Source organism: Uliginosibacterium sp. H1, assembly GCF_036017065.1.
Taxonomy (GTDB): Bacteria; Pseudomonadota; Gammaproteobacteria; order Burkholderiales; family Rhodocyclaceae; genus Uliginosibacterium.
The window spans coordinates 1,470,942-1,486,586 of record NZ_JAYXHR010000001.1 but is presented as its reverse complement, the minus strand read 5'-3'; the positions used below and the strand labels follow the sequence as shown (position 1 = coordinate 1,486,586).

14 protein-coding genes are annotated in these 15,645 nt (G+C 68.2%); 13 read left to right on the top strand and 1 reads right to left on the bottom strand.

Annotation, left to right across the window (positions count from 1 at the left end):
* Positions 1-93 precede the first annotated feature (93 nt).
* Positions 94-609, bottom strand: coding sequence for a sigma-70 family RNA polymerase sigma factor (locus VVD47_RS06865; RefSeq protein ID WP_327602658.1), 516 nt, complete (start codon positions 607-609; stop codon positions 94-96).
* Positions 610-771: 162 nt separating this feature from the next.
* On the opposite strand from VVD47_RS06865, the gene VVD47_RS06860 reads away from it, so the two are divergent.
* The 13 genes from VVD47_RS06860 (at position 772) to VVD47_RS06800 (ending at position 15,570) form a co-directional block, all read left to right on the top strand.
* Positions 772-2,046 carry an HD domain-containing protein gene (locus VVD47_RS06860; protein ID WP_327602657.1) on the top strand — a complete coding sequence of 425 codons (1,275 nt, stop codon included), beginning with the start codon at positions 772-774 and terminating at the stop codon, positions 2,044-2,046.
* A gap of 131 nt (positions 2,047-2,177) precedes the next feature.
* A complete protein-coding gene (locus tag VVD47_RS06855) occupies positions 2,178-2,690 on the top strand; it encodes a sigma-70 family RNA polymerase sigma factor (protein WP_327602656.1) in 513 nt (170 codons plus the stop codon).
* A gap of 13 nt (positions 2,691-2,703) precedes the next feature.
* Positions 2,704-3,768, top strand: coding sequence for a FecR domain-containing protein (locus VVD47_RS06850; protein ID WP_327602655.1), 1,065 nt, complete (start codon positions 2,704-2,706; stop codon positions 3,766-3,768).
* A 121-nt stretch (positions 3,769-3,889) separates the two neighbouring features.
* Complete coding sequence (locus VVD47_RS06845) at positions 3,890-6,586, top strand: TonB-dependent receptor (protein ID WP_327602654.1); 2,697 nt, start codon at positions 3,890-3,892, stop codon at positions 6,584-6,586.
* A 5-nt stretch (positions 6,587-6,591) separates the two neighbouring features.
* Complete coding sequence (locus VVD47_RS06840) at positions 6,592-6,858, top strand: hypothetical protein (protein WP_327602653.1); 267 nt, start codon at positions 6,592-6,594, stop codon at positions 6,856-6,858.
* 1 nt (position 6,859) lies between these two features.
* Positions 6,860-7,153 (top strand): hypothetical protein, encoded by a 294-nt coding sequence (locus VVD47_RS06835; RefSeq protein ID WP_327602652.1) that lies wholly within the window; start codon positions 6,860-6,862, stop codon positions 7,151-7,153.
* Positions 7,154-7,160: 7 nt separating this feature from the next.
* Positions 7,161-8,819: a PepSY-associated TM helix domain-containing protein gene (locus VVD47_RS06830; RefSeq protein WP_327602651.1), complete on the top strand. Its 1,659-nt coding sequence runs from the start codon at positions 7,161-7,163 to the stop codon at positions 8,817-8,819.
* Positions 8,820-9,138: 319 nt separating this feature from the next.
* The gene (locus VVD47_RS06825; RefSeq protein ID WP_327603196.1) at positions 9,139-9,624 is read left to right on the top strand and encodes a sigma-70 family RNA polymerase sigma factor; all 486 of its coding nucleotides are present in this window, start codon (positions 9,139-9,141) and stop codon (positions 9,622-9,624) included.
* Between the two features lie 16 nt (positions 9,625-9,640).
* Positions 9,641-10,672: a FecR domain-containing protein gene (locus VVD47_RS06820; RefSeq protein ID WP_327602650.1), complete on the top strand. Its 1,032-nt coding sequence runs from the start codon at positions 9,641-9,643 to the stop codon at positions 10,670-10,672.
* A 240-nt stretch (positions 10,673-10,912) separates the two neighbouring features.
* Entirely contained in the window at positions 10,913-13,408 is a 2,496-nt protein-coding gene (locus VVD47_RS06815; RefSeq protein WP_327602649.1) for a TonB-dependent receptor, read from the top strand.
* Position 13,409: 1 nt separating this feature from the next.
* The gene (locus VVD47_RS06810; RefSeq protein ID WP_327602648.1) at positions 13,410-13,700 is read left to right on the top strand and encodes a hypothetical protein; all 291 of its coding nucleotides are present in this window, start codon (positions 13,410-13,412) and stop codon (positions 13,698-13,700) included.
* Complete coding sequence (locus VVD47_RS06805) at positions 13,690-13,968, top strand: hypothetical protein (protein WP_327602647.1); 279 nt, start codon at positions 13,690-13,692, stop codon at positions 13,966-13,968. The genes VVD47_RS06810 and VVD47_RS06805 overlap by 11 nt, the downstream gene beginning before the upstream one ends.
* A 15-nt stretch (positions 13,969-13,983) precedes the next feature.
* Positions 13,984-15,570, top strand: coding sequence for a PepSY-associated TM helix domain-containing protein (locus VVD47_RS06800; protein WP_327602646.1), 1,587 nt, complete (start codon positions 13,984-13,986; stop codon positions 15,568-15,570).
* Positions 15,571-15,645: the final 75 nt, after the last annotated feature.

Genomic DNA, 15,645 nt, shown 5'->3' with positions numbered 1-15,645 from the left:
TGTCGGGGCAATGACTGGCTGGCGCCAGCAGGCCCGTGGCGCCACTACGCCATCCGGCCTGCTTGCCACATCGGTGAAGACGCATGACGGGCTTCAATCCTGAGTACCGTCGCGACTGGCATCACCGGAATCCTCCAGCGTCGCCATGGCCCGCTTGCAGGCCACCATGCCGGCGATGATGTGCTTCTCCACGGCATTGCGGGTGATGCCCATGCGCTCGGCGATGTCGGCCTGCGCCAGGCCCTCGAACTTGAACAGCACGAAGGCCTCGCGGCAGCGGGGTGGCAGTGTCTCCACGACGTCGAGAAGATGCAAGGCGATCTGCTGTCCGGCCAGGCGGTTGTCGGGTTGCTGGCTGGCGCGGTCGGCAATGCCGTCGGCCTCGTCCAGCGCGACGGCGGCCCGCACCACGCCACGGCGGTGCTCGTCGATGACGAGGTTGCGCGCCGTGCGGTAGAGCAGGGCGCGCGGGTCCGTCACCTGCTGGCCCTCGGGCAGCGCCAGCACGCGCGCGTAGGTCTCCTGCACGACATCGGCCGCACCATGGCGGTCGCCGGTCATGCCGGTGATGAAATTGAGAAGCTCCCTGTAATAGCGTTCGAACATCATTGCGACGCGTTTTTCGCAAATGATAATCGTTCGCAGTTGTGTGCGCCAGAGGTATATGACGGGGACGCGCCGGGCGTGCCCGGTCCGTGCGCCGGCAGCGTGTCGACGGGCCGGCCGTTGCGCAGGTAAGGTGGCAGCCCGCCCATCTGCCGCGACCTTCCCATGCTGCTGCGCGACCCCATCCACGGCGACATCGAGCTGAGCCCGCTCGAAGCCGGCCTGCTCGACCTGCCCGTGATGCAGCGCCTGCGCGGCGTGAAGCAGCTCGGCACCGCCTGCCTCGTGTATCCGGGCGCGCTGCACACGCGCTTCGACCATTCCATCGGCGTGTGCGCGGTGGCGCATCGCATGGTGGAGGGCCTGCGTCGTGCCGGCTGCGCGGTGTCGGCGGAGCAGGAGGCTGCCGTCGGTGCGGCAGCCTTGCTGCATGACGTCACCCACGTACCGTTCGGCCACACGCTGGAGGACGAGCGACGCCTGTTCGCGCGCAATGACAAGGGTTCCCGCCTGGGTGCGCTGCTGGCCGGCGAGCTGGGCGATGCGCTGGAACGCGTCGGCCTGCGCGAGGTCGTGGCCGGCCTGCTGGGTGCGGCGCCGCTGGTTTCGCCCCGCTGGATGCAGGACATGGTGTCCGGCGCGGTGGATGCCGACCTGCTCGACTACCTGCGCCGCGACAGCTTCTTTGCCGGGCTGTCGCACGACTACGACGACCGCATATTCCGCGCCTTCGCCATCCGCGACGACCGCCTCGTCGTGCGCCTGGTCAAGCACGGCATGGACCGCCCCGACGCGCGCTCCGAGATCCTGCGCGTGCTGCGCCTGCGCTACTTCCTGACCGAGCGGGTGTACTACCACCACACCAAGGTGGTGGCGGGGGCGATGATCTCCAAGGCGGTGGAGCAGGCGGTCGACCACGGCGTGCTGGGCGAGGCGGACCTGCTGGAACTCAACGACTGGACCTTGCTGGACCGCCTGATCCACAGCGGTGTCGCAGGCGCCGCGACACTTGCGCGCAAGGTGCAGGTGCGCGATCTGCTCAAGCGCGGCTACGTGGTGTCGGCGCGCAGCGTGCCGCAAGACGTGCGGGAGGAATGGGTGGCGCGCCTGCACCATGGCCGCAGCGAACGCGCGCGCCTGGAGCGGCAGATCGCCGCCGCGCTGGGCATCGCCTTCGAGGACGTGGTGCTGTACTGCCCGGCGCTCACTGTCATGAAAGAGGCCGCCGTGCCGGTGGAGGTCAGCCGCGGCCTGGCCTTTCTGGACGATCCCGGCGACGAAGCGCATGCCGAGATCCGTGCCCTGCAGGACCGCTATGCCGGGCTGTGGCGTTTCTTCGTGTTCGTGCCGGACGCCGTGACCGGCGCAGCGGCCGCGCTCTGCGGCGAGCTGTTCGGCCTGCCTTCCGAGCACCGTGACCGGGGAGCTCCGGGCGCCTGAGCGCCGGGCGACGGAAGACCTCGGCTTTCCGTTGGCGTGCCTGTCGACGATTCGTCAAGATAGGTTAAGATGAGATTGATTCTCATTAGAACGATACGTGGCCGGTTCGAGCCATTGGCAGGGAGAGTGTCGTGTCGGCCGCCGAGTTTGCTTCACAGAACGATGTCCATGCGTTGTACAGCGATCACCACGGCTGGCTGGTTGGCTGGCTGCGCCGCAAGCTGGGAGGCGATGCCGTCGTCGCTGCCGATCTGGCGCAGGACACCTTCGTCAGCGTGATCGAAGCGGGGTCGGCGCCGGGCATCCAGCAGCCCCGCCCCTTCCTCGCCACGCTGGCCAAGCGGCTGATGATCCACCGGCACCGCCGCCAGCTCCTCGAAACCGCCTACCTCGATCTGCTGGCCACGCTGCCAGAAGAAGTGACACCGTCGCCCGAGGTGCAGTACCTCGCCCTCGAAGCGCTGCGACAGGTGGACCAGGCGCTGGATGGCCTGCCGCCCAAGGTGAAGGAGGCTTTCCTGCTCGCCCACCTGGACGAGCTGAGCTATGCGCAGATCGCCGAGCGGCTGGAAGTCTCCACGAGTTCGGTCAAGCAATACCTGACGCGCGCGAACCGGCACTGCCTGTTCGCGCTGTCGCCGTGAGGCCACGCGCATCGTGAGCCATCCCAACGCCCAGGCTGCGATGCCGGCCCTGACGCCACCGCTCGCCGGTGGCCTGCCCATCCCGGAAGCCGTCGCCGACGCCGCCGCGGAATGGCTCACCGCATTGATGGCTGACGACGCCAGCGCCGCGGACCATGAGCGCTTCGAGCAATGGCGGAGCGCCCACCCCGACCACCAGCGTGCCTGGCGGCATATCGAAGCCGTGCGTGGCCGGCTGAAGGTGATGCAGCCCGCCGCGGCTTACCAGGCCCTGTCGCCTTTCGCGCGGCAGGGTGGGGCGGACGCCACGGGCGCCAACCTTTCGCGCCGCAGTACCTTGCGCGCATTGTTCTGGATCGGTGCGGGCAGCGCCGCCGGCTTGATGGCCTCCCGCACGCAAACCTGGCAGGTGGTCACCGCCGACCACCGCACCGCCACCGGCGAGCGCCGCCACCTCACGCTCGACGATGGCACGGAGATCACCCTCAACACGGCCAGCGCCATCGAAGTGCATTTCGACGCTGAGCAGCGCCAGCTCCGGCTGGTGGCCGGCGAGATCATGGTCGTCACTGCTCACGCGGCGGGCCGCCCGGGTGCCTCCGCAGACCCGCGCCCGTTCATCGTCGAGACCGCGCAGGGCCGGGTGCGTGCGCTGGGGACGCGCTTTACGGTCCGGCAGCAGGGCGAGCAGACGCGGGTCACCGTGCTGCAAAGCGCCGTCGAGATCGCGCCGCGGACCGGGGGACAGACGCGTGTGCTGCCCGCTGGCGAACAGGCCACGTTCAGCCGCCATGGCATCCACGCCCCGACCCCGGTCGCCGAGCAGGCCGACGCCTGGGTGCGCGGCCAGATCGTCGCCGACGAAATGCGCCTGGATGAATTCATCGCCGAGCTGGGCCGCTACCGCCCGGGCCTGCTGCGCTGCTCGCCCGAGGTGGCGCAGCTGCGCGTGTCCGGCGTGTTTCCCCTGGCCGACACCGACCGCATCCTCGCCACGCTGACCGCCGCACTGCCGGTGCAGGTGATGCAGCGCACCCGCTACTGGGTGACGGTGGAAGCCGCGTCAAGCGAGTCGTAGGCGTATTTTCACGCGGGCTCCACACCGGGCGTCCCGCTGTCGCCCACCCTCCTTTCTTGCCCTTGGCACTGCGGCAAGCCGTCCTCGTACGACAACGCGCGATCTGGCGCACGCACTTTTTTTGTCGACCGGACTGCCCGATTTTCTTTCCCGCGCTACCTACCCAGTGAAGACGTCAGAAAACATCTCACTTCACGAGGTCAGCATGGAAACGAACATCGACAGCCCGCGCAGCGGCGCGGCTGCCATGGCCAGCAGCAGGGTCGGTAACAACGAGACCGGGAACGACAATGTGCGCGCGCCGCGACAGGCCTTTGCGCTGTCGGCGATGACCGCCGCCGTGTGGATGGCGCTGGGAGCGGGCAGCCTGGCCATGGCGCAGCCGGCCCGCGCCCAGGCGCCGGGCGCGGTTGTCCAGCCGCAGGCCGCGGCCCAGCGCTTCAGTGTCCCGGCCGGTCCGCTGGCACCGGCGCTGCGCAGCCTGGCCAGTTCGGCCAATCTGCTGCTCACCTTCACCGCCGACCAGACCGAGGGCAGGACCACGCGCGGCATCGAGGGCTCGTATACGCCGGAGCAGGCGCTGGCCGCGCTGCTGGAGGGGAGCGGCCTGCAGGCCGTGCGGCTGGACAACGGTGGCTACGTGTTGCGTGCGGGATCGGCCGCAGCGGCCGCGGGCGCTGCGCTGGTTGCGCCGCAGGGAACGGAGGCCACGCTGCCGGTCGTGCAGGTGAGGGCGAGCGCCGAGCTGTCCGGCGAATTGCCCAAGCCCTATGCCGGCGGACAGGTCGCGCGCGGCGGGCAGGTCGGCATGCTCGGCAACAAGGACGTGATGGACACGCCCTTCAGTCAGACCAACTACACCAACCAGACGATCAGGGACCAGCAGGCGCAGACCGTCCAGGACGTCCTGTCGAATGACCCGTCCATCCTGACGAAGCAGAACAACGCGAGTGATGAAGACGGTTCCATCACCGTCCGGGGCTTCTCGAACACCCTGGCATCCGGCTTCGGCAGCCTGAACGGCGTCGTGGGCATGTCGCCGTTGCGTTCGCCGGACATGGACTACATCGAGCGCGTCGAGGTACTCCGGGGGCCGAGCGCACTGCTCAACGGCATGGCGGCGTCCGGGGCTGGCGGTATCGGCGGCTCATACAACCTCGTCACCAAACAGGCCCGCGACGAACCGCTGACCGAGCTGACCCTGGGGTATGCCTCGCGCTCGCAGCTTGGCGGGCATCTGGATGTCGGCCGTCGCTTTGGCGCGGAGAACCAGGTCGGCATCCGCTTCAACGGCGCGTATCGCAATGGCGAAACATCGGTCGACCCCACCTCGGCCGAAGTGGGGTCGGCGGCGCTCAACATGGACTACCGTGACGAGCGCGTCAGGATCTCCGCAGATCTCGTACGTCAGTCGAACGACTCCAGTCCCCAGAATGTCCAGCAGCTCGTCGTCAGCGGTGTCGGCGGCGGCTACGTGTTCGTGCCGGAGGCTCCCGATGCCGGAACCAACCTCAATCCCGAATGGAGCAGCCAGCCCAGCACACTGACGCTGGGCATGCTGCGCGGCGAAGTCGACATCTCCGACAAGGTCACGGCCTATGCCGCCGTGGGCAAGCAGAAGCTGGACTTCTCGCTCATCGGCCCGAGCCAGCCGACGCTGCGCGCAGCGGACGGCACTTTCGGATGGAACTACCTCGAGCACACCAATTTTGCCTACGAGGTACTGTCGGTGCAGGGCGGATTGAGGGCGGAGGCGGTGACCGGACCGGTGGCGCATGCCCTCAGCCTGAACCTGTCGCAGAGCGAAACGGAGATCAGGGAATCGGCAACGCAGGTGCGGCCGTATAACTACACCACGAACCTCTACAACCCGGTTTTCGGCCCTGCGCCCTACATCGCTGATCCCGGCGACCCCCGGAAAACAGGCGAAACCCGCGTTTCCAGCATCGGCTTCGCGGACACCTTGTCGACCCTGGACAAGCGCTTCCAGCTCACCCTGGGTGTCCGGCGGCAGGAAGTGGAAACCGGCAGTTTCAACACGACGACCGGCGCCAAGACGGCGGGCTACGAGAGCGATGCGTGGACGCCCGCTGTCGCGCTGGTCGTGAAGCCGTGGCAGGCGAACGTGTCGCTCTATGCCAACTACATCGAGGCCCTCCAGGCAGGCACCATCGTCGGCACGCAATACGCGAACGCGGGCGAGGTGTTTTCGCCGTATGTCAGCAAGCAGTACGAGGCGGGTGCCAAGATCGACGCGGGCACCGTGACGACAACGGTGGCGGTGTTCCAGGTCGCCCAGCCGAACACCATTTCCGTCACCAATCCGGCGGGAGGGCTGCCGACGCTCGCCCTGAACGGCGAGCTGCGCAATCGCGGTATCGAGCTGAACGCCTATGGCGAGCCCACGCGCGGGGTTCGCATGATGGGCGGCGTCACCTTGCTCGACGGCATCCAGACCAAGACCCAGGGCGGTCTCTATGACGGCAACAGGGAAGCTGGCGTGCCCGCCGTCCGGACCGTGATCGGTGGCGAATGGGATACGCCGTTCCTGCAGAGCCTGACGCTCACTGGTCGCTTCACTTACACCGGCGATCAAGTGGTCAGCAGCTCCAACGAGAACCTGAAGATCCCTTCATGGACCGTCTTCGATCTCGGTGCACGTTATGTCCTGAGCTCGCCGTGGAACAACAAGCCGACCACGATCCGCTTCAACGTCGACAACGTGTTCGACAAGGACTACTGGGCGAGCGCGAACTTCAGGTATGTCCAGCTGGGCGCGCCGCGTATCTATCGCCTGTCGGCGACGTTCGCCTTCTGATCGCGATGCTTGTATTTCTGGCTCTGGCGCTGACCATTCTCGGTTGCGCCGGCATCTACCTCGCCAGCCCGAATCAGGGATGGCGTTCGCGGCCGCTGCCACGAACGCCGCTGCGGGCCGCCGGCAGCTTGCTGCTGGCGGCCGGCCTGGCCGCGTGGGTGTCGGCATTGCGGCCCCTGGTCGGCTTCGTCGTGGCACTGCATGTCGTGATGGTCTGTCTCTTCGTCTTTCCTTACGCGGCCGTCCTCGGCGGCCTGGGACGGAAGCGCTGACATGGCCGGCGACATCCGTCCCGACTGGTGGAGCAAGACCAGCGCCGGCGCGATCCTCGGGCTGGGGCTGGCGCTCTCGCTGACCGGCCTCTACGCCTACCTGGCCCCCGGCGGCATCGATGCGCCGGGCGGACGCTACTCGCTGATGCGTTTCCTGGAGGCCTTCGTCTGGATCGCGGTGTTCGGCTTCTGCTTCCTGTTTCGCAGCGGTCGCGCCGCCTGGGTGTGGCTGGGCGCGGCAAACCTCATCGCCTTTGCGGCGCTGTTCGCCTGTCGTTTTCATTTCTTCGCGTGAGGGCGACATGATCCGCAGCGATATCCTCAGGCTCTACAAGACCGTCCACACCTGGACCGGCATCAGTTGCGGCTTCGCCCTGTTCATCGCCTTCTACGCGGGCGCGCTCACCATGTTCAAGGAGCCCGTCGCGCGCTGGGCGTCGCCGCCCGCGGTGGGTGTGGCGGCAGTGCCCCTGGACGATGCGCTGCGCCTCCTCGAACTGGTCGCCGCCGCGCATCCACAGGCGCGGGAGGAGGGCATCAAGCTGCATCTGCGGGGACATGAGAACGAGCCCGCGCGGGTCACCTGGGAAGAAGACGCGCCCCACCAGCCGGGGCAGCCCCACGACCATGTCCACTGGTGGGCGACGCTCAAGCCTGACGGGACGCTGCTGGCTCAGCCGGAGGAGCCGTCCGAACTGGCGGACTTCATCAATGAAATCCACATGAGCGTCGGGATCCCGCAAGCGGCGGGGCTTCCTCTCATGGGGCTGGTCTCGCTGCTCTACGGTGTGGCGCTGATCGCCGGCGTGATCGTGTTGCTGCCGACGCTCGTGAAGGATTTCTTCGCGCTGCGCGTGGGCAAAAACCTCAAGCGCATGTGGCTGGACGCCCACAATGTCGTCGGCATTACCGCACTGCCGTTCCACCTGGTAATGGCGATCACCGCGATCGCCTTGTGCTGGAAGGGCGAGCTCTGGTCCGCGCAGGAAGTCGTTATCTTTGGCGCCAGGCAAGAGATCCTGATGGACCGCGACAACGGGCCCTTCGAAGTGCCGAAGCCGATCGGCGAGGCGGCTGCCATGATGGCCCCGGCGCAGTTGCTGCAGAGACTTGAAGAGCAGGTGCCCGATCTGCAGCCCAGCTTCCTCGTCTTCAAGAATTTCGGCGATAGCGCCGCTGCGGTGAGAGTCCCCGGCGCCGAGCGTGGCCATGTCGGAGACACCCATCTCGGGGGCGTCATGCTCAGCGCCGTGACCGGCGAAGTGATCAAGGACGGCGCCCTGCCATCGCGTCAGGATCCGGATCGGCGCGCGGCCGAGACCTTGTACGGCCTGCACACCGGGCAGTACGAGGGCCTGACGATCAAGTGGGCGTATTTCTTCCTGGGTCTTGCTGGCGCGTGGTTGTTCTATACCGGCAACCTGCTGTGGATCGAGACGCGCCGCAAGAAGGCGCGCGACGGTACCGCGGTCGCGCAATCGCGCTCGGCGCGCTTGCTGGGCAGTGCGACGGTGGGCGTGTGCCTGGGCTGCGTCGCGGGCCTTTCGCTCACCATCGTCGCCGCCAAGTGGCTGCACGGACGCGTGGTCGATCTCAACCACTGGCATGCAGTCGTGTACTACGTCGTGTTCCTCGCTTCCGTCGCGTGGGCCTTCGCCTTCGGGGCGGCCCGCGCTGCCGTGCACCTGCTGTGCCTGTCGGCCGCCGCGACGATGGCCATCCCGTTAACCACACTGATGGCGCTGCTGTTTCCGGCGCTGGGAATGTGGGCCCATGACAGCGCCGCCACGATCGGCGTCGATGTGGTCGCCTTCATTGGCGCGCTGTGCTTCGCATGGATGGCGGCAGCGACCCTGCGCCGGACCCGGAATGGTCCTGCCGACAGCGTCTGGTCGATTCGCAGACCCGGCAAGGCGGCGACTACGTCCGACTCGATCCCGGTTCCCGCCGAGCCCGCTTAGGGCGAACTTCGCGGGAGGCCCGGTCTGCGCGGCGCACCTCGCCGTGGGTACGGCGAGGGCGTGTGTGGCTCCCTTGCTGACGCGCAGGTGCGCAAGGAGAGGGCTTCGCTCTTGAGCGGCGGTGGCTATGGTTCTCGCTTCCTCCTCCCGTCACGGCAGCACGGCAACCCAACCCGGGTCAGCCAGCCATGGCGCGCCGGCAAAGGATTCGTTAAGATGAGATTGATTCTCATTAGAACGATCCATTGCCGCTTCGAGCCATGGACAGGGAGAGCGCCGTGTCGGCCGCCGAGCTTGCTCACAGAACGATGTCCATGCGCTGTACAGCGATCACCACGGCTGGCTGAAGAGCTGGCTGCATCGCCGCCTGGGCAATGCCGCCGACGCCGCCGATCTGGCGCAGGACACCTTCATCCGCCTGCTGGTGAAGCCCGCCAGCCGCGGCTTCGCCAGCGTGGCCGAAACCCGCGCCTACCTGCGCACGGCGGCCAACGGCCTGTGCATCGACCTGTGGCGTCGCCGCGAGATCGAGCAGGCCTGGCTGCAGACGCTGGCCGCGCTGCCCGAGCCGGTGGCGCCGTCGCCGGAACACCAGGCCATCGTCATCGAGGCGCTGATGGAAGTCGGCAGCATGCTCAGCCGCCTGTCCGAGAAGGCGGCGAGGGCCTTCATCCTGGCCCAGGTGGAAGGCGTGGGCTACCGCGACATCGCGGCCGAACTGGGCGTGTCGGAACGCATGGTCAAGAAGTACATCGCCCAGGCGATGCTTCAGTGCGCGCTGATCGAAGCCGGGCTGGCCGGCTGATCCCGTGGCCAGCAACGTGAAACCCCTTGCGGACGACCTCCTAGCCGGTTTCGGCGAGCGCACGGCCGCGGCCCTCAAACCCGGCGTGAAGAGCCTGGAGCAGGCGGCGCAGTGGTACGCCACCCTGCTCGATGCCAGCGCGGCCGACACCGACAGGCTTGCCTGGCAGGCCTGGCATGCGCAGTCGCCGGAGAACCAGGCCGCGTGGGCCCACATCGAGAACGTGAGCCGCAAGTTCGCGCCGCTGCGCCAGCATGGCGCGCAGGGCTCGGCCGCCGCGGTCGCCAGCGTCAAGGCCAGCCGGTCCGCGGCGCTGGGCCGTCGCCAGGCGCTCAACGCGCTGGGCGGCGTGCTGGGGCTGGGCCTGCTTTCCTGGCTGGGATGGCGGCACACCCCCTTGCCCGATCTGGTGTCGGCCTGGCGTGCCGATTACCACACCGGCACCGGCGAGCGCCGTGAGCTGGTGCTGGCCGATGGCTCGCGCGTGTGGCTCAACACCGCCACCGCCTTGCAGGTGCGTTTCGATGCGGACGCGCGCCAGCTTGCCCTGCTGGCGGGCGAGATCCTGATCGATACCGCGGCGGATGGCATGTCGCGCCCGTTCTACGTGGATACCGGTCATGGCCGCCTGCAAGCGCTGGGCACACGCTTCACGGTGCGCCAGACGGACGACCGGACCCGCCTCGACGTATTCGACGGTGTGGTGGAGATCCGCAGCAGCGGCGGTGCGAGCCTGCGTGTGCCGGCCGGGCGGGCCGCCGTGTTCGACGCCGGCACCGTCTCCGCGTTGCTGGACGCCGACCGCGCGCGCGAGGCCTGGCGCCGCGGCAGCCTGCCGGCCGACAACCTGTCGCTGGGCGAGTTGCTGGAAGAGATCGGTCGCTACCACCGCGGCCACATCAGCGTGGCGGCCGAGGTGGCCGATCTCAAGGTCATGGGCGTGTATCCGGCCGACAATCCCGACCAGGCGCTGGCGATGCTGGAGCAGACCCTGCCCATCCGCGTGCGCCGCAGCCTGCCGTGGTGGACCACGGTCGAGGCGCGCTAGGTCTTCGCGCCGGTTCCGCAGAAAAATTCCACCGAGCTGGTTCCCGGCAGTTTCCCCCAGGTTCCCTTTTTCCTATCTCGTTCGATCTAGTGGATGAGAGAGGACGATCCGGATCGGCGGTTTCACTCGCATCCCTGCATCCACAAGGCAACGGGCTACGGGCCGGTTGTCGCATGCAGGTTGCGCGCTCGATGGTCGCCTCGCCGTTTGTGTTCGTGAACCTTCGAGGAAAAACCGTCCATGTCCCGCCGCAGTCCTTCCCCCCGGTATTCCGCCGGGTGTGCCAGTCCGTCCGCCGTCGCCGCCACCCGCCTTCCCGCCATCGCCTTGCGCCCCGTGGTACTGGCCGTGCACCTCGCCACCGCTGGCGCGCTGTTCGCCTCAGCGGGCTGGGCGCCGGACGCACACGCGCAGGCCGCCGAGCAGGCGCGGCGCTTCAACATTCCGGCCGGTACGCTCACCTCGGCGCTGAATCGTTTTGCGGAAGAGGCCGGCGTGTTCCTGTCGGCACCGGCGGAGCTGACGCAGGGCAAGGCCAGCGCCGGACTGTCGGGCAGTTACACCGTCGAGCAGGGTTTCGGCGAGCTGCTGCGCGGGCAGGGCCTGGAGGCTGTCCGCCAGGCGGGCGGAAGTTATGCGTTGCGTGTCGCACCGGGTCAGTCGGCCGCACAGGCGCCGGATGCGACGTTTGCGCTGGCCACGCTCCCGGTCGTGACGATCAGTGCGGCGGGAACGGTGGATGAGCTGCCCGCCGCGTATGCGGGCGGACAGGTCGGCAAGGGCGGGCGCGTCGGCCTGCTGGGCAACCGGGACCTGATGGAAACCCCGTTCAGCACCACCAGCTACACCTCGAAGATGATCGAGGACCAGCAGGCCAGCTCGCTCGGCGAAGTGCTGCGTGCTGACGCGTCGGTACGCGACATCTTTCCGGAAAGCGGTTCGGCAGAGCACTTCAACGTGCGCGGCTTCTACATGCAGAGTCATGACTCCGCGTGGAACGGGCTGTTCGGCCTGGTGCCGCACAACCGCATCGCCACCGAGTTCCTCGAACGGGTCGAGGTGCTGCGTGGCCCCGGTGCGCTGCTCTACGGCATGACCGTCAGCGGTGCCGTCGGCGGCGTGATCAACCTCGTGCCCAAGCGCGCGGCGGCCGAGCCGCTGACCCGGCTGACGGCGAACTACGCGTCGGACGCCAACCTGGGCGCGCACGTGGACGCGGGGCGTCGCTTCGGGGTGGACAAGGAGTTCGGCGTGCGCGTCAACCTGGCGGCCGCGAATGGCGACACCGCGCTGGACGGCCAGTCGCAGGAACGCCTGCTGGGCGCCGTGGCATTCGACTACCTGGGCGAACGGGCGCGTGCCTCGCTGGACGCCTACAGCGTCAATGAGCAGCTGGACGGCGGCATGCCGCTGCTGACCACCTTCGCTGGCAGCCGCATTCCGGACGCGCCGGATGCCAGCACCAACACGATGCCGGGCGCCTACTCGGATTCCGCGAGCAAGGCCGTCATCGGCTCGTTCGAGTTCGACTTCACGAGCGAGTGGACGGGCTTCGTGGCGGGCGGGGTGAAGAACCAGGAAAGTGGCGGCTACATCAACGATGCACTCGGCATGAACGCGCAGGTCTCCGGTGCCTATACCGGGTTGGCCATGAACGTGAAGAACTACTTCGACGTCACCTCCGCGGAGGCGGGCATCCGTGGCCGGGTGCGCACCGGTGCGGTCGGCCATCAGCTCGTGCTCAGCGGCAACATCGTGGAGCAGGAATACGGCCTCGTGGCGAACCGCGCCATGTGGCAGTCGAACCTCTACGCGCCGACCCGCCCGGTCCTGGCGGCAGAGCCGGCCGTGGCGCCGAAGTCGACCGGGAGCACGCTCAGCAGCGTGGCGCTGGCCGACACCCTGTCGTTCGCCCAGGACAAGTACCTGCTGACGCTGGGCGCGCGCAAGCAACGCGTGCGAAGCAAGAACTTCGCGGTGAGCGGCGCGGTGCTCAGCAGTTACGACGAGCAGGCGCTGACGCCGGCGGTCGCGTTCGTGGCAAGACCGTGGACCCCGCAGGTGTCGCTGTATGCCAACTACATCGAGGGCCTGTCGCAGGGCGGGTCGGTGACGGATGCCTCCGCCAGCAACTACGGCGAGGTCTTTGCGCCGTACAAGAGCAAGCAGGTGGAGCTCGGCGTGAAGTGGGACGCCAGCGGCTTCCTCAACACGCTCAGCCTGTTCCGTATCACCCGCCCCAGCCTGATCCGCAACGCGGGCACCAATACCTGGGGCCCGGACGGTGAGCAGCGCAACATCGGCATCGAGTGGACCACGGCAGGCGAGGTGACGCGGGGTTGGCGTCTGCTGGGCGGCCTGACCCACATCGACGCCGAGAACACCCGCACCACCGGCGGCACGCTGGATGGCAAGGCGCCCGTCGGCGTGCCTTCGCTGCAGGTGAACCTGGGCACCGAGTGGGATCTGCCGTGGCTGCCGGGCCTGACCTTGAACGCGACGGCCATCCACACCGGCAGCCAGTTCGCCGACAACAACAACCTGCAGGAATTGCCGGCGTGGACGCGCGTCGATCTCGGCGCCCGCTACGCCACGAAGCTTGCCGCCCGCAACGTCGTCGTGCGCGGCGGCATCACCAATGCGTTCAACGAGCGCTACTGGTCGGGCGTGTGGAATGGCTACGCCTCCGTCGGCGCGCCGCGCAGCGTCCAGTTGTCTGCCAGCGTGGACTTCTGAGATGGAGGCGTCATTCGCGAGCCACGCGCTGGCGCTTGGCGCCGCCTTGCTGGCAGGTGGTGCGCTGTATGTAGCCTCGCCGCGCCAGCGCGTGGTGGCGCGCCCGCTTCCGATCGCCACGGCGGTGGTCGTCGCGGCGCTGCTCATGGGCCTCGGCTTCTGGCTGCTGGCGGGCCACCACGGCGTTGCGCCGGCCTTCTTTGCCGTGCTGGTGATGTGGATGCTGGCCATGGTGGCCTGCCCCTGGCTGGCCGGGTGGTTACTGCGGCGGAGGCCTGTCGATGGCGCATGAGCTTCCCGCCAAGACGCTGGCCGGCATCATGCTCGGCATGCCGCTGGCCTTCGCCCTGTGCGGGCTCTACGGCTACCTCGGCCCGGGCACGCTGCAGGACAACTATCTGGTCGTGCTCTGGCTACTGCTGCCGGTGTGGACGGCCGTCATGTCGATGACGTTCGTGTGCCGCAGCGGCCTGAGGGCCTGGGGCTGGCTGATCCTGGGGAATGCCGCCGGCTTCGGGCTGCTCGCGCTGGTGCGGCACTGGCTGGCCGCTTCTGCCTGACGGAGGTAAAGAGATATGGGAAGCCCTGGCATTCGCGCTGAAACCCTGCGCATCTTCAAGATCGTCCACACGTGGACGGGGCTGGTCGCAGGACTGCTGCTGTTCCTCGCCTTCTATGCCGGTGCCATCACCGTCTTCCGCGAAGACATCGCGGAGTGGCAGGCCATGGTGCCGCATCGACCGACGGAAGCCGCCCTGCAGGATGTGGATCCGCTGGTGGCCAAGGTCGTCGCGACCTATCCGGAAGCGCGCCGCAGCGTGATGGTCAATCTTCCGGACGGCCATGAGTCCAGTGCGGAGGCGGTCTGGTATGCGCCGGATGGCGAGCCCTCGTATGCCCGTCGCGGCAGCGACGGCGATCTGCTGCCGGGCGATGCCGCGCCGCACCGCTTGTCGGTGGTCATCGACAACCTGCATCGCACCGCCGGCATTCCCGGGCTGGCGGGCGAGGTCCTGCTGGGCAGCATCGCCTGCATCTACGGACTGGCGCTGGTCTCCGGCGTGATCCTGTACCTGCCGGCGTTGCGGCGTGACCTGTTCGCGCTGCGCGCCGGCCGCAACCTGAAGCTGTGGTGGCAGGACGCGCACAACAGCATCGGCGTGCTGAGCCTGCCCTTCCACATCCTGTTCGCGCTGACCGGCGCCGTCATGTCCCTGCACGACCCCATGCTGGCCGGCATGAACACGCTGATCTACGGGGACCAGGGCAGGCCGATGCTGATGCGCACGGCGCTGGCCATCGACATGCCGCGGCCGCGTGGCGAAGCTGCGCCGATGCTGCCGGTGGCGGAGTTGCTGGCGCATGCCCGCGAGCACATTCCCGGCCTCACGCCGCATCACCTGATCTACGTGCATCCCGGCGATCGCGCCGGCTTCACCGTCCTCATGGGCGACCAGGAGGGCGTGCTGGGCCACACCTCGCGCGTCGTGCTGTCGTCGGTGACGGGCGAGAGGCTGGCCGTCGAGAAAGCCAGCGAGCGGCCGACCGGCATGTCCGCCTTGTCGAGCCTGGCGGCGTTGCACTTCGGCGACTACGGTGGCAGTCCGGTGGCGTGGATCTACTTCTGCCTGGGCATGGCCGGCGCCTTCCTCTTCTACTCCGGCAACCTGCTGTGGCTGGAGGCGCGCCGCAAACGCCGTGCGCAATCCAGCGCCTGGCACCATCAGGCGCTGGCGCGGCTGACCGTGGGCTTCTGCCTCGGGTGCTGCCTGGCCATATCGGTGCTGTTCGTGGCGGCGCGCGTCCCGCTGATTGCACAGGGCGGCGCCTTGCTGCCGACCTTCTGGGGAAGCGTGGCGCTCGCGCTGCTGTGGAGTGCCATGCGCCAGCCGGTTCTCGGTGCCAGGGACTTGCTGGCTGCCTCCGCCGTGGCGAGCGCCTGCATTCCCCTCAGCACCGCGGTGGTCGCCGTCACCGGCAATGGCGGGCTGCTGCTGAGCGGTGTGGACCTGGCTGCACTGGGAGGCGCGGTGATCTTCGCGCTGCTGGCGCGGCAGGTCGCGTGCCGCGCGCGGGAGACTGCCGGTGGCAGCGTGTGGGATGCGCCAAGGCCCGCCATGCAAGGGGAGGGGGACTCGCGCCCCAGCGAACAGGCGGTCTGAGCCGGCGACTCGCCGACGACGTCCAGTCAAGGCGTGGTCAGTGCGGAGGCCGTATCGGCGGAGGACGCCCGTCAG

Excerpts from the sequence above, each read along its gene's own strand:
- VVD47_RS06865 (WP_327602658.1), bottom strand. The coding sequence starts at position 609 with ATGATGTTCGAACGCTATTACAGGGAGCTTCTCAATTTCATCACCGGC.
- VVD47_RS06860 (WP_327602657.1), top strand. The coding sequence starts at position 772 with ATGCTGCTGCGCGACCCCATCCACGGCGACATCGAGCTGAGCCCGCTC.
- VVD47_RS06840 (WP_327602653.1), top strand. The coding sequence starts at position 6,592 with ATGCTTGTATTTCTGGCTCTGGCGCTGACCATTCTCGGTTGCGCCGGC.
- VVD47_RS06835 (WP_327602652.1), top strand. The coding sequence starts at position 6,860 with ATGGCCGGCGACATCCGTCCCGACTGGTGGAGCAAGACCAGCGCCGGC.
- VVD47_RS06830 (WP_327602651.1), top strand. The coding sequence starts at position 7,161 with ATGATCCGCAGCGATATCCTCAGGCTCTACAAGACCGTCCACACCTGG.
- VVD47_RS06815 (WP_327602649.1), top strand. The coding sequence starts at position 10,913 with ATGTCCCGCCGCAGTCCTTCCCCCCGGTATTCCGCCGGGTGTGCCAGT.
- VVD47_RS06810 (WP_327602648.1), top strand. The coding sequence starts at position 13,410 with ATGGAGGCGTCATTCGCGAGCCACGCGCTGGCGCTTGGCGCCGCCTTG.
- VVD47_RS06805 (WP_327602647.1), top strand. The coding sequence starts at position 13,690 with ATGGCGCATGAGCTTCCCGCCAAGACGCTGGCCGGCATCATGCTCGGC.
- VVD47_RS06800 (WP_327602646.1), top strand. The coding sequence starts at position 13,984 with ATGGGAAGCCCTGGCATTCGCGCTGAAACCCTGCGCATCTTCAAGATC.